Origin of the sequence: Paenibacillus pseudetheri (assembly GCF_924513355.1) — a bacterium.
Classification (GTDB): Bacteria; Bacillota; Bacilli; order Paenibacillales; family Paenibacillaceae; genus Paenibacillus_AQ; species Paenibacillus_AQ pseudetheri.
The window spans coordinates 62,842-76,367 of sequence record NZ_CAKMAB010000005.1 but is presented as its reverse complement, the minus strand read 5'-3'; the positions used below and the strand labels follow the sequence as shown (position 1 = coordinate 76,367).

Sequence of the window (13,526 nt, the reverse complement as noted above, 5' to 3'; positions counted from 1 at the left end):
TTGATCTAAATTTTTTATTTAAATGAAGCATAACCTTCATCAGCCATTACAACACTACCGTTAATTGCACTAGCTTCTGGTAAGGAGAGCAAGTATACAGTGTCTGCAACTTGTTCAGGCAATGTTAATTTGTTACCCATTACTTTGCTCTTCATCTGGTCGACCATTCCTTGATCTTTATATCCTTGGATAATTGGCGTATCTACAGCGCCTGGAGCAACGGCAAGCACGCGGATGCCATGAACGGACATTTCAAGTGCTGCAGATTTAGTCATCATAATGACCGCACCTTTGGAAGCGTGATATGCGAATGTACCTGGGGAAGCTAGGAATCCAAATACAGAAGCTGTATTGATGATGACCCCTTTGATGCCGAGCTCACGCATTTTTTTACCTGCTGCGATAATACCGTGGGCAACACCATGCTGATTGACATTAATAACACTATGATAATCCTTAAGGTCTTGGTCTAGTACAGGAGTGACGCGGCCGATCCCGGCATTGTTGAACATAACGTCAATTCTTCCATATGTGGCAACGGTTTTCTCAACCAGTGCTTCTACCTCTTCGTATTTTGAAACATCCGTTTTGACGAAAATAGCTTCGCCACCATCCTTGATAATCTGTGCGACCGTTTCTTCACCTAATTGTTGATTGAAATCGGCAACGACCACTTGATCGCCTTTACTTGCAAATTTAATTGCGGTTTGTTTCCCGATTCCACTGGCTCCACCTGTAATTACGGCTACTCTTTTGTCTGTCATTTGGGACTCCTCCTCGAGAAATATAGTTATACTAGAAATATAGGTTCATAAGGTGAAAAGGTTATTTACTAACTTATTTACATTCTAGCACTTGTCTAAATTAATTAAAATTTAAGTAAATTTAATAGGTGTTAAGTAAATATTAACTTAGGGAGTGATTCAAATGAATTTAGAGCAATGCGAGAATATCGTAGAAGTCGCAAAGATTGGTTCACTAACCAAAGCTGCTCAGAATCGTCATATCACCCTGTCTGCCATAAGCCAGTCCATAACACTGCTGGAAGCGGAGCTTGGAGTTACTTTGTTCATTCGTTCGCGAGGCCAACGAGCAGTTCCCACAGCAGAGGGACAAGCTATTATCAGCAAAGCAAATGAAGTCTTGATGAAAGTAAATGAATTAAAAGCTGAAGCACAGATCTACAGCGATGCGCTTAGTGGTCATTTGAAGATTGCTACGATTCCGGGACCCATGCATCTAATCGTGAAGGTCATATCCGGTTTTAAGGCGGATTTTCCAAATGTGAAAATAGAGATTTTTGAAAAGGGACCTAAAGAAATTCTGGATAATGTGCTTCAGGATGAAATGGATATCGGACTGATGGTCTCACCAGAGGGCTTATCAGAGAAACATAAAGGGGTCGTATTCGAGGAATTAATGGAAGGTAAGATTGTTGTAGGCTTACATCCTCAATCACCACTAGCTTTAAATACAATAATTACGCCCGAACAGTTAGTAGGCCAGACGTTGGTTTTATACGATGATCATTACATACAGGACTTTGTGGAGCGTTATTTACTGAAAGTTGGGCCGATGAATATTCTTTTTACAAGCAATAACACCCGTGCCATTGATAATGCAGTTGCGTCAGGACTCGCGATCACGATTGGGATGGATTATTCTTTTCTAAAAACATTTGAGGGTTCTCAGAAGATCATGAAGACGATCGAGCTACGATCACCAGATCATAATACTCCGGGGTCCATTGTTTCAGCTTCTAAACAAGGATCGAAAACAGTCAGAAGATTCATCAACAGGCTGAAACATGAATTTGAGGAGGGGATTAGAAGAAGTTAACAGTTTGCCTTGGTATATTTTATCTAACCTTTACGCTTCCTAGTTAATATAAACCCTATGATGTTGTCCAAGCTCAGATCGTTATTAGGACAGCCAAGTGGGGAGGATGTCAACACAGTGAGAAGGTATCTAAGGCAAATTAATGTGGCAGTTATTTTTGTTTTGTTGATTTCGTTGTTGCAGCCGGGAGTATTTGTTCACGCTTCCATTTCTGATTTACCAGCAACAAACTACGGAACCGTTATTGATGTACGGCAAACAGAGCTTGCACCTGGGGCGATGTACACCTGGATGGATCTTCAGAATGAACGTGGTTTACAAAAGATACATGCAGTGGAGTTCAACCCAGGGCAAGGCCATTTAGAACTGCGGGCAGGTACGAAGGATGGAAAGGTATACGGTATGAAGGGTGTTACTGAAATGGCCGCTTATGCGGATTCGCCTGGAAACCGGGTGATCGCAGGGATTAACGGTGATTTTTATGAAATCTCCGGTTTTGCTACGGGTGTTCCGAATGGATTATTTATGGATGATGGTGTAATCCTGAATAGTTCGATTTCAGCTTTTACTTTCGGTTTAAAAGAAGATGGCAGCTCGATTTATGGGGTGCCGAAGCTGTCCAAGAACGTAACGATTAATGGAAAAACAACTAATTTAACCAGCATCAACCGTTATCGGAATACGAATGAGCTGGTTCTTTATACGGAAGATTATAATACAACTACAAAGTCGACCAATGAGGGTGACGAGGTTGTTCTAGATATTGTCGAGGGAGAAGTGAAGAGCGGTCAGACCTTGAAGCTGAAGGTATCTGAGATTCGCAACAATCAAGGTAATACGCCGCTTACCCAAGGAAAAGTAGTTTTGTCAGCTAACGGAACGTCTCGTGCTGTTCTGCAGGGGTTATCGGTTGGCGATAACGTTACTGCGAGCTTTGCGCTTAGCGGAGAATGGAATGATGTGAAGGTAGCGATTGGCGGCGAGGGGCCGCTGGTAAAAGACGGAGTAGTTCAACAAGGTGTAGGGCCTTTAGGAATTCATCCACGTACAGCCATTGGGACAAAAGCGGACGGAAGTCTCGTTCTATTCGAAGTGGATGGAAGATCGCCAGGTTTTAGCGAAGGTGTAGATACCGATGAGCTTGGCTACATTCTGAAGGATATGGGCGTAGTGAACGCCATGAATCTGGATGGTGGCGGCTCTTCTACTTTTGTGGCCAGAATGCCGGGTGCATCTGGTGTCAAAATGATGAATCAGGGCTCTGATGGCTATGAACGTAAAACCGGCAACGGTTTGCTGGTCGTCAACACAGCCCCAGAGCAATCTACAGCTTCTAAGCTGGTTGTGCAGCCGAATGCGGAACGTATTTTGCAGGGCTCCAGCTTTATGTTCAAAGCAGCAGGAGTGGACGAGAACGGCCATCCGGCACCTTATTCGGGTACGCTGAATTGGCAGGTGGACGCTGACCTTGGTACTGTCGATGCGAACGGAGTCTTCACCGCAGGAACCACTGCCGGCACAGGAACGGTAAATGTAGAGGCTGGGGCAGACAAAGGCAGTGGGGAAATCGAAGTCGTGGATAAGCTCACAGACCTTAGGTTTCCTGATGAGATCAAAACTTATTCTTCAGGTGCTGCTGCGCAATTAACTGTGAAGGCGCTGCGTAATGGACAGGTAATTCAAGCTGACAACCATAGTTTTGAATGGCGTGTTGAGGGCGAGATCGGAAGTGTGGACGAGAAGGGTTTGTTTCAAGCGACGAGTGAAAACGGGAAGAACGGGAAGATTTATGCTAAGTACGGGGACGCCCAGACTTCTTTCGAAGTAAATGTGGGGTTGCCGCCTGTAATGCTGGAGGATTTTGAGAATGGCATTGATAAATATATTGCCTCCAGTGCAGCAGCTAACAGTGTGGCGATTCAGGAAGTGACGGATCAGGATTTTGTCCGGGGTGGGGATAAAGCCTTAAAGCTGGAATATGATTTTGTCAATAAAACAGGCACATCGGGTGCTTATTTAGCAGCAAGTTCAACTGCCAATCGGATTCAGATTCCGGGGTATCCTGAGAAGATCAGTATGTGGATCTACGGAGATGGCAAAAAGCACTGGCTGCGGGGACAAATTCGTGATGGCAATAATGCGGCAGTGCCCGTGGATTTTACCGATCAGGTAAATGGTGTGAACTGGACGGGTTGGAAATACGTCGAAGTATCCGTGCCTAAGGGGAAAGCCACCCCGTTAACGATGGATATGCCTGTCCGCTATATGGAGACAAGCAATCTGAACAAGAGCGCAGGTGCAATTTACGTTGATAATATTCGAGCCATTTATGGTCCGATAGAGGAGGATAGAACACCTCCTGTGCTTAAAGATGCCTATCCTGGCGTGAACGAAATTGTCAAAACAGCTACGCCGACCCTTTCCGTCAATGGTGAGGATGATGGTTATGATCCTGTGGTGCATCCGGGAACGACCTTAATCGATCCGGACAAAACACGAGTGTATGTGGATGATCAATTAGTGGAGCATGGCTTTTATCCTCCAAAAGGTCAAATCACCTATAAACCAAAGGTTCCGCTTACAGAAGGCCGTCATAAAGTAAAAGTTGCCATTCGCGATTTGAGCGGTAACCAGACGATAAAAGAATGGTATTTCACAGTGAATTTGGGCTCTCCATTCTATGTGTACAAGACGCCAGAAGTCGTTTATGCCGGGAACACTTACACTTTGGATCTAACGGCAGAGAAAGCGTGCAAGCTGAAGGAAGGAAATCTTACGTTTGCTTTTAATCCGGCTGCAGTTAAAGATCTGCAGGTAATTCGGGGGAATAAGGTATTAGATACGCAAATGGAGTCGATCATTGATCCGGCTTTAGGGACTGTGCGTCTTAACCTAACGAATATTAATTCCTCCAATCTGGGAGATACGGATCTCATCGGGCAAATTCAATATACGGTTCGAAATGATTTTGTGGGTCCCTACACTCAGGAGCAGTTGGCTGGGGATATAAGCAAACCATTTGTAATTGAAAATACTTCCGGATCTGTAACCTCTACTGAAGGTGCCGGGGTTCCTATTTCTTTTATTGGAGCGGCTGTTGAATCTGTTGTGAAGACACAGTTGGTGCTCACTTGGAACCATTATGATATTGCGAAGGGCTTTGATTCGTCTTTTGCGGTAAAAGATCTGAATGGAAGTGTCGTTGAAGGAGCGAAGCTGCTGTTCAATGGAGTGGAGGTACACGGTGCTGCTACAGGGGCAAATGGAACACTTACTACTGATTTCGTTACTTCAGCAGAAGGGACTTTTAAATTACAGGCGGTAAAAGGAAATACTTATAGTCCTGTAATGACGTTCAAGGTTGCTCCATATGACGGTACTGCTGCCCCGCGTAATGTTAATGTTACGATGAGCCAAGATGCAGCGACTTCTCGCCAATTCACTTGGCAGACAGAACCGATAACCGTGAATACTGTAGTAGAACTTGTGAAAAAAGCAGAGTTCACAAGCTTTCAAGCCGCGAATGTAACAAAAATTACTGGCAGAAGTTCAATCTACAACACCAATAATGATGGAACGATGCGAGTTCATAAAGCGGAGGCAATAGGGCTTATCCCTGGAATCGAATATGTATATCGTGTGGGGGATGGCGAGTTAAATGTAAGTGAGCAAGGAACCTTCGTTACAAGCGGGGGGGAAAGCACTTCTACAAAATTCCTGTTTATCGGAGATTCTCAAGCAGATTCTAAAGTGGGATTTGGTCTTTGGGGCAATACGATTGAGGCTGCTTTTGCCTATATGCCGGATGCTGAAATGCTGGTCCACGCTGGAGATATGGTGGATAAAGGCTTTGAACAAGAGCAGTGGAACTGGTGGTTCGATGCAGCCCAAAAGCAGCTGATGAATACCACGCTTGTTCCGATTATTGGGAACCATGAAGTGATGGGAACCAATGGCGATGGGGATTACCTGGCGCAATTCAATAACCCGCAAAACGGTGCGGCGAGCGTAAAAGGTACGAATTATTCTTTTGACATTCAGGATACACATTTTGTGGTTATGAATACAGAGCATTCAGGTGCTCCGTTCACTGAACAGGCAGAGTGGCTGGATCAGGATCTATCCGCTACAGATAAAAAGTGGAAGGTGATTTTCTTCCATCAAGGACCCTACGGCAGCATCTATTCGAATGAGCAGGTGCAAGCAAAGTGGGTGCCGGTGTTCGATAAGCATAATGTGGATCTTGTGATGAACGGTCATGATCATATTTACTTGCGAACTTTTCCTATGAAGGATGGTAAGCAGGTAGCAGAAGGCGAAGGCACTAGATATGTTATCGGCGGTTCTTCGGGTCCTAAGTTCTATGCGCTGACGCCACGTTTTTGGCAGGAAAAAATATATGACGAAGATGAGCAAATCTATACGGCAGTTGAGATTGGGAAGAACGAGATTACGGTTACGGCAAGAACGGTAGATGGTGTTGAAATTGACCGGTTAGTGATCGGAAATTTAGTTCCGAAATCCATTACGCTGGATCAAACTGCTATTGAACTTGAGCCTAGGGCTAGCCTGCAATTGCAAGCTAAGGTAATGCCGGATGAGGCTAATCATCTGACAAAACTTTGGTCCATCGTTTCTGATAGAGCAGAATCAGTAGTTACCGTAGATGAAAATGGCTTGGTTACAGCGCTAAAACCAGGGACAGCTAAGGTAAGAGTCACAGTGGCAGGTTACCCGAATATTTTTGCGGAAAGCACGATAACTGTAGACGCACTGCAAGCGATTAAGCTTCAGGGGAAAGGACAACTTAAACCAGCAGAGGTCAACCAGACAGTCACCGAAGCTGTCTATGCATCCGGTAAACGTATCCCAATATTGGATGGACTTCATTATTCCAGCTCGAATGAGCATATTGCTACAATCAATGAACAGGGCTTGGTCCAGGCTCATCAGGAAGGCTCTACTGTGATCTCAGTAACCTACAGGGAGTTCGCCTCGGAGTATAGTCTCGTCGTAACAAATAATAAGGCTCCTATTCTTACAGAAATAACTATAGATGGACCGGACTCGCTGGAACATGGAAGTAAAGGCTCCGTTGTTGTTCAGGCGGTATATAGCGACGGAAGCAAGCAAGAATTGGCCGAGGGCGTAAGGTACGATACAGCTGATCATTCCATTGCAATGATTAGTGAGAATGGGGAGCTTCATGCATTGAGTGCTGGTACAACAAAAGTCAGCGCTGTTTATGACGGGTTCAGCACTGAATATATTTTGACAGTGAGGGAGAGCACGCCAGGTACGACTCCGACACCAAGCCCAGAGCCAACACCGACACCAGAACCAACACCAAGTCCGGAGCCAACATCAACGCCGGGTGCTTGGGTGCCGGGACCTGCGGTGACACCAACACCAACCGCTACACCAACACCAACCGCTACACCAACACCAACTCCGTCGGCATCAGCACAAGCGGGCTTAGTCACCATAACAGTCTCTCAACTGTCAGAGAACAAGAATCCTCAAGGTGAAGTTGTGATCTCTGTTGACGGATCGGTTACGGAAGTGCTTTTGCCAGGCAATGTGGTTGAACTGCTTGGACATGCACCACTCAGAGTAGTCATGGAGGATTTAACAGTTACAATTCCTGCGGAAGTGCTGGCTGAATTAAGCAAGTTAGTCTCAACTGAAGCCATTGCAAAGAGTACGATTTCGCTACGGTTGAACACTATAGCTAATAATACAGCAGTGGATCTGTTGGAGCGTGCAGGTACACTAGCTGGTGCACAATTACGGGTGAAAAGTGAGCTGCGAGAATGGTCGCTCAGCATTATTACAGAAAACGGCCAGTCCTTCTCATTAAGACAGTTTGCAGTGCCGATCACGATCTCATATAAGGTCGGTGCGACTGTAGAGCGAAGCTTGCTTGGTATTTATTTTTTGGATGATGCTGGCAAGTTGGAGTATATGAGCAATACTTGGATGAATGGTTATCTATCTGCTGCCGTCAGTCATTTTAGTAAATACGTTGTATTAGAAGTTGATAAAACATTCAATGACCTGAAGTCCGATCACTGGGCGTACCTTGCTGTAAAGCAGCTTGCGGCAAAACAGCTTGTACAGGGTGTAGCTATGGATCGTTTTGTTCCAAACCGTGCGGTTACACGTGCGGAGTTTACAGCGATGTTAGTCCGTGCGCTTGGCTTAAAAGGTCAAGCAGAAGCTGGTTTCGCTGATGTACCTGCTGATAAATGGTATGCAGAAGCAGTAGGGTTAGCAAAACAAGCTGGAATTGTTAACGGTCAGACCGCTTTACTGTTTGAGCCGGATGCCAAGATCTCCCGCCAAGAGATGGCAGTGATGCTGGCTCGTGCATATGCATACGCCAAGAACAGCGTATCTGTAGCTAGTCTTAACGTTTCAGCATTTAATGATATTGGCGCTGCACCACAATGGGCTCAAGAGGCTATCAGCGAGGTGTACAGACTTGGATTGATGCAGGGACGTGCTGTAGAACAATTTGCTCCGAAGCAAAACGGCACACGTGCCGAAAGTGCACAGATGATCCTCAACCTGATGAGTGTTATGGAGTAACGATTATGGCCAGTTCCAGGTTGTTGGGACTGGCTGTTTTTATCAATAAAGGGCTGTTGTAATTGGCCACAATTGATGGTTAGGGATCGTTACGGACTGTTTTACAGCTCTTTCATTTTATCGGTCCATTTTTCCAAGTTTTTGGACTCCATAGCTTTTATTGTCATACTTTTGCTGGGAATCGTAATATATTTTAATGAATAGCTGTATCTGAGTCCGATAGGCGAGCGAAACAGAGCATGGCAGATAGGCATCAAGTATTTTCCGATCTTCTGGAAATATAGTATTATATTGGGTCTATTGTGCTGAGAATTAGCCTCCAGAGGCAAGTAATTACTAGTATTAATTGTTATAAGCCAACACAAATTGTTATGTTGTGTTATGATAGTAGGGAGGTGACTCCCATGAATGATTTTGAGAACTATCCCGATGAGCTGGGTAATTTCATTCGGCACATCAGAAAGACGAGAGGGTTAACCTTAAGAGGACTTGAAGAAAAGAGCGGCATAAGTTACTCACAGCTTAGCAAGATCGAACGTGGAGAGAGCATTCCGCTAAAAGACAATCTGGACAAGATCATCGAAGCACTTGGAACAGATCTGAAGAATCGGATGTATCATTTGGCAGACTATATGCCGGATATTGAATATATCAAGACCTTAAAGCATGGTTATGAGCTGCCACAGCTTAAACAGTCTCAGGATTACATTTATGAGACGGCCTTTAACAAGCTTAAGGAATTCAGGGCAAAGGAAGGTAAAGAAACATCTTACGTTTCCTTTGATTCTAATGAAGTCATAGTTTATGAAACGGAATATGGGGCAGGAATGGTAATAGAGAAGATTGAGAAATACAATCTTACCGACGTCCTGAACGATAAGTTTGAGGGTTGCCTCGACTCCTTAAGAAAGAGCCCTCGGAAAGGGCGTCAAGCCTTTCTATTTGGCGAGTGGTTACGGGAGTGCGTTTATGAGCTGAAGGAAGAAGAACAGGATCAGGTCATACAAGCGCTCAAAGAATTTACGCAGTTTAAAGTACAACAGATAAAGGGTGCTTATAAATAATGTGTGTTTCATAAATGATCTCAAAAATGAATAATGTTGCCCTTTCTTGCAGCCATCTATTCATCTTGATCCATAAACTAACAACTAAAAATGGTTTGACAGAAAAGGGGATATTAATAATGAAAATTAACATGAAGTTTACCAGCAAGGGAAAAGTCGCTATAGAGAATTTTAATAACGAGGAATTGCTGGAGATCTTCGCACGATACATCAAGACATTATCCAAAAAATATGATATCGAAGTTGATGTTCCTCTTGAAGAGAATCAAAATATTGTTGGTGATGGTGCTGTAATTGCGACTGCACAAAATGTGAAATGCGATGTAGAAACATTTTTCAAAGAGCTGGGTAGAGATATTAAAGTTCCTTTGAAGAAAAGACTTGGCGGAAAATTGGAAAATGTATTTAAAACGGAAATTACGGAGTAGAAAATCCCTCTATTTCAGTCCTTGCTGCACATAAAGAAGGTAGGGCCGTCAGGAGGCTCTACCTTCTTTATGTTGATGATGTTAACATGAAGACAATCCAGAGAATACTCGCAGTGAAGCCATAGGAAGTTATATAATTATGTCATAATTAGCGAATTAATTTGTGTACGGGGATGTTATGATTTTTCAGTTTGTATGAGATCTCTACTGTCTAAAATCTCTCTAACAATCTCTATGAAATCTGGTAAAGCTTGTGCCTCAAGCGCTAATTTATAGATGTTAAGTAATTCTTCATCAGATATCGATTCAAGAGATGAGGGGCGTGGTGAGGGATGAAAATAGTAATTCATTTGGTTCCTCCATCATATATTTGTTTTTATTACACATATATGTATATGGTATCATTTGGAATACAATCCGTCTCCTGTCATTCATCCTACGAATTTGTCTTTACATCTTAGGGGAATTATGGCATAATGACTATTTTTGTGTGATAATAGATTGATTTACTTTGAATTTTAATAAATAAAAACAATCCCGACATGTACTATACATGTCGGGATTGTTTTACTCAGAGTCTTTCTTATGAGTAGATAAGTACTTCTTTAGGCGAGGTTCATTGGATTCCGAAACGGTAGTGAACTGCTTACCTTGATTAAAGCATACAATCTTGCGTCCGGGATCATAGCCTTCTATGTTGTTGATATTAACGACGTTGCTGCGGTCAAGGCGTTCGAATCCCTTACCCTCATACGCTACGGAAAGATCGGAAAGCGTGGTGGGGAGAATAAATTCGCCTTCTTTCGTATGGACGAATATTGTATTCTTATAATTCGAGAAATACAATATATCTTCCTCTAGAATATCGCTAGAGGAACCGTCTTTCTGTAAGACACGCATCTTTTCCCCATCCTTGTTTAATTACTTGCGCAGTTCTTTTGGAATCTCAGGGCTGTGCAGTAATGGTTTTAAAAATGTTGCAAAAACATTAGCGGAAGTAGCAAGTGTGTTAGAGGCATAACGTGCCAGAGTTTTCTTCATTTGAGTGACCTCCTTTGTAAAGGGATTATTACTGTAAAGGACTGAAATAAAAATGCCAATCCAATGACAGGCGAATGGATCCAAAAATTTAAAGCCACCAAAGTTATGGAAATTATTTTTAAACCCAGATACCATTCTTTAGGAACTTGCGCATTAGCATCAGGATTTGGAGCAAATAAGATCATTACAAGCAAAGAAAAAAGATTAATCCAAATGAAATGGTTATGTATTAGATAAGTTATATGAGGGATCAGTGAACATATAAATATAGATACAATATTGCAGGACCTTGCGGATTTTAAATGCACACCGCCAGAAGACACTCTTAGGAGTATGAAGCTGAATAAGGCTAAGAATGTTTCTTTTAGCTGCCCAGTGAGCCCGCCAATGCATAACGATGTTATAATAACTAATAGAGTATTCAGAATAATGCTAAGAGCATAATGCATTATTTCAATGGAATGCGTTTGCTCTGGGTTACTTTTCTTAATAGCTTCAACAATTTTAAACGCTAAAAGATTCATAGTTATTTCTATCCTTTTTGTAAGATAAATAAAGATATCCCCATAATATTATTCCATAGAAAATTGGAATCAAGAAAAAGAAAAAGGATTCAACAAAATAGGAAAGAAAAGTAATGACAATTAATGCAGGAAGATTAAGAATGAACAATATTTTTTCGTTAGTCGTTGTTTTAATTTTTACATCGGGTTTATCAGGTACAAAGTCAAATCCAATACGTTTATGGCCCACATACAAACCAATGCAAATTACTGTTAAAGCTGATAAAAGTTGAAGTACAAAAACTTTGGCTGAAAAATAGTTCATTAAGGTTAAAGGCAACTTGGCAATAAATTTTAATAAATAATAAAGACTGGTTTGAATCACCGAGTAGGATTGATAGGCCATCCCGGTTAATATGGAAGCGTAGAAGGGGTGAATCCGGAACAATAGCCACATAAAACAAAACATTAGCGCATATTGTGAGAAAATATCTAACTGAAATAAATCATAGTTAGTTCTAAGTGAATAAGAAAAAAATCCCATTATAAAACTTGCAAACACCATCTCTTTATGATAAAGGTCTATTTTGAAAATTTTAAAAGCTAAAAAGAAAATGGCATAGGTTTCTAGTCCTGAAAATATTATAAACAGAATAAAATCTATCATGCCGACACTCCCGATGTCTTCAAGTATAACTAACCCTATTAATGCAAGTATCGTATATAATGGACTAAAATACAACAACTAGAACACAATTTTTCTCCTAATATTCAAAAAAATTCAAAAAGAGAGGGTTTTAGACATGGGTCGGCCGGAAAGTAATGAGTATTTGAGTGAACTATCAAAGTATGTCGATTTAGTGCCAGCTCAAGGGGACATTTGTACTATTTTTAGAGAGCAGACGGATGAGATTTGCAGCTTTATTTCGAACCTTACGGAAGAACAAGGAGACCATCGTTACGCTCCTGATAAATGGAGTATTAAGCAAATGGTTGGCCATCTAGCGGATACTGGAAGAATTATGTCTTATCGTTTGTTGCGCATTGCAAGAGGAGATACGACTCCGCTGGCGGGCTTTGATGAAAAGGACTATGTCCCTACCGCAAATTTTGAAGCATACACTCTAGAAAAACTACTGGCTCATTACAAGCTTGTCCGAGAGTCGACGGAAGCTCTTTTGGATACTTTGCCAGAAGAGGCATGGACTCGTAAGGGAACGGTTAACAATGGAACCATCTCCGCGAGAGCAGTGGCGTGCGTAATGATTGGGCATGATCATCATCATTTGAATATTCTTAAAGAAAGATATCTGGTTTAATCGAGTTTTATTTTAAAAAAAGCATTCCTGAGGCCATCGCGGCTTCGGAATGCTTTTTTAACTTAAAGTATATATTTGGGGGCCCCCCGCAAAGTACCTGAGTACGCATCAAAGCAAAGCCTCACTTTGTGGGGATGTTTTATAGTGGAGGATTCTTGTGACATTTACGGCACACAGGATAGTAGGCTTCATTGCCGCCAATTTGGATTTGCTTGCCGCTGTATACAGGCTTACCATTTTCTACTCTTAAAGCCATCGTTGCTTTGCGCTCGCAGAACCAGCAAATGGTCTTCATTTCCTCGATTTTATCAGCGTAAATCAGCATGTATTTGCTGCCTTCAAATAGCTGGTTCTGGAAATCATTTTTAAGTCCAAACGCCATAACGGGAATGCCTAGTTCATCCACAATCCGTACTAGCTGAAGAATGCAGTCCTTGCTTAGAAATTGACATTCATCAATTAGTACACAGTGGGGTTTAGGCTGGTTACTGCTGACGATATTATAAATATCGGTATTCTCGTCGACGGGTATGGCCTGTTTCCGCAGCCCAATACGGGAGGAGATAAAACCAACTTCGTCCCGATCGTCTATGGATGGAGTGAAAATGAGCACCGATTTCCCTTGCTCTTCATAATTATGCGCAACCTTGAGTATCTCAATAGATTTACCGCTGTTCATTGCTCCGTATTTGAAAAACAATTGTGCCACTTCCATCTATCCTTTCGTATAAGCCAATTATC

The 13,526-nt window shown here is 42.4% G+C and carries 12 protein-coding genes; 5 read left to right on the top strand and 7 right to left on the bottom strand.

Annotation, left to right across the window (positions count from 1 at the left end; all coding sequences use genetic code 11):
• Positions 1 to 14: 14 nt before the first annotated feature.
• Positions 15 to 764 (bottom strand): SDR family NAD(P)-dependent oxidoreductase, encoded by a 750-nt coding sequence (locus tag L1028_RS06085; RefSeq protein WP_042190424.1) that lies wholly within the window; start codon positions 762 to 764, stop codon positions 15 to 17.
• Positions 765 to 927: 163 nt separating this feature from the next.
• On the opposite strand from L1028_RS06085, the gene L1028_RS06080 reads away from it, so the two are divergent.
• The 4 genes from L1028_RS06080 to L1028_RS06065 all read left to right on the top strand — a co-directional run bounded on the left by L1028_RS06080 (position 928) and on the right by L1028_RS06065 (position 9,922).
• On the top strand, positions 928 to 1,839 hold the full coding sequence (locus L1028_RS06080) for a LysR family transcriptional regulator (protein WP_234532331.1): 912 nt from the start codon (positions 928 to 930) through the stop codon (positions 1,837 to 1,839).
• A gap of 117 nt (positions 1,840 to 1,956) precedes the next feature.
• Positions 1,957 to 8,430 carry a phosphodiester glycosidase family protein gene (locus tag L1028_RS06075; RefSeq protein ID WP_234532330.1) on the top strand — a complete coding sequence of 2,158 codons (6,474 nt, stop codon included), beginning with the start codon at positions 1,957 to 1,959 and terminating at the stop codon, positions 8,428 to 8,430.
• 404 nt (positions 8,431 to 8,834) lie between these two features.
• Complete coding sequence (locus tag L1028_RS06070; RefSeq protein ID WP_042190416.1) at positions 8,835 to 9,494, top strand: helix-turn-helix domain-containing protein; 660 nt, start codon at positions 8,835 to 8,837, stop codon at positions 9,492 to 9,494.
• Between the two features lie 119 nt (positions 9,495 to 9,613).
• Positions 9,614 to 9,922: a hypothetical protein gene (locus L1028_RS06065; RefSeq protein WP_042190413.1), complete on the top strand. Its 309-nt coding sequence runs from the start codon at positions 9,614 to 9,616 to the stop codon at positions 9,920 to 9,922.
• Positions 9,923 to 10,098: 176 nt separating this feature from the next.
• Here the strand turns inward: L1028_RS06065 and sda are convergent, their stop codons facing one another.
• From sda to L1028_RS06040, 5 genes are all read right to left on the bottom strand, one after another.
• The gene (sda, locus tag L1028_RS06060) at positions 10,099 to 10,272 is read right to left on the bottom strand and encodes a sporulation histidine kinase inhibitor Sda (protein ID WP_081382883.1); all 174 of its coding nucleotides are present in this window, start codon (positions 10,270 to 10,272) and stop codon (positions 10,099 to 10,101) included.
• Between the two features lie 217 nt (positions 10,273 to 10,489).
• Entirely contained in the window at positions 10,490 to 10,822 is a 333-nt protein-coding gene (locus L1028_RS06055; RefSeq protein WP_094873620.1) for a LytTR family DNA-binding domain-containing protein, read from the bottom strand.
• 21 nt (positions 10,823 to 10,843) lie between these two features.
• The gene (locus tag L1028_RS06050) at positions 10,844 to 10,963 is read right to left on the bottom strand and encodes a cyclic lactone autoinducer peptide (protein ID WP_234532329.1); all 120 of its coding nucleotides are present in this window, start codon (positions 10,961 to 10,963) and stop codon (positions 10,844 to 10,846) included.
• Positions 10,960 to 11,412: an accessory gene regulator B family protein gene (locus L1028_RS31630; RefSeq protein WP_423803024.1), complete on the bottom strand. Its 453-nt coding sequence runs from the start codon at positions 11,410 to 11,412 to the stop codon at positions 10,960 to 10,962. The genes L1028_RS06050 and L1028_RS31630 overlap by 4 nt, the downstream gene beginning before the upstream one ends.
• Positions 11,413 to 11,467: 55 nt before the next feature.
• Positions 11,468 to 12,133, bottom strand: a complete 666-nt coding sequence (locus L1028_RS06040) for a hypothetical protein (protein ID WP_234532327.1) — start codon at positions 12,131 to 12,133, stop codon at positions 11,468 to 11,470.
• A gap of 136 nt (positions 12,134 to 12,269) precedes the next feature.
• Here L1028_RS06040 and L1028_RS06035 point away from each other — a divergent pair, with 136 nt between their 5' ends.
• Positions 12,270 to 12,785 (top strand): DinB family protein, encoded by a 516-nt coding sequence (locus L1028_RS06035; RefSeq protein WP_234532326.1) that lies wholly within the window; start codon positions 12,270 to 12,272, stop codon positions 12,783 to 12,785.
• A 139-nt stretch (positions 12,786 to 12,924) separates the two neighbouring features.
• On the opposite strand, the gene L1028_RS06030 is transcribed toward L1028_RS06035, so the two are convergent.
• The gene (locus tag L1028_RS06030; RefSeq protein ID WP_042129772.1) at positions 12,925 to 13,494 is read right to left on the bottom strand and encodes a thymidine kinase; all 570 of its coding nucleotides are present in this window, start codon (positions 13,492 to 13,494) and stop codon (positions 12,925 to 12,927) included.
• Between the last annotated feature and the right edge of the window lie 32 nt (positions 13,495 to 13,526).

Excerpts from the sequence above, each read along its gene's own strand:
- L1028_RS06040 (WP_234532327.1), bottom strand. The coding sequence starts at position 12,133 with ATGATAGATTTTATTCTGTTTATAATATTTTCAGGACTAGAAACCTAT.
- L1028_RS06065 (WP_042190413.1), top strand. The coding sequence starts at position 9,614 with ATGAAAATTAACATGAAGTTTACCAGCAAGGGAAAAGTCGCTATAGAG.
- L1028_RS06050 (WP_234532329.1), bottom strand. The coding sequence starts at position 10,963 with ATGAAGAAAACTCTGGCACGTTATGCCTCTAACACACTTGCTACTTCC.
- L1028_RS06070 (WP_042190416.1), top strand. The coding sequence starts at position 8,835 with ATGAATGATTTTGAGAACTATCCCGATGAGCTGGGTAATTTCATTCGG.
- L1028_RS06035 (WP_234532326.1), top strand. The coding sequence starts at position 12,270 with ATGGGTCGGCCGGAAAGTAATGAGTATTTGAGTGAACTATCAAAGTAT.
- L1028_RS31630 (WP_423803024.1), bottom strand. The coding sequence starts at position 11,412 with ATGCATTATGCTCTTAGCATTATTCTGAATACTCTATTAGTTATTATA.
- L1028_RS06085 (WP_042190424.1), bottom strand. The coding sequence starts at position 764 with ATGACAGACAAAAGAGTAGCCGTAATTACAGGTGGAGCCAGTGGAATC.
- L1028_RS06055 (WP_094873620.1), bottom strand. The coding sequence starts at position 10,822 with ATGCGTGTCTTACAGAAAGACGGTTCCTCTAGCGATATTCTAGAGGAA.
- L1028_RS06080 (WP_234532331.1), top strand. The coding sequence starts at position 928 with ATGAATTTAGAGCAATGCGAGAATATCGTAGAAGTCGCAAAGATTGGT.
- sda (WP_081382883.1), bottom strand. The coding sequence starts at position 10,272 with ATGAATTACTATTTTCATCCCTCACCACGCCCCTCATCTCTTGAATCG.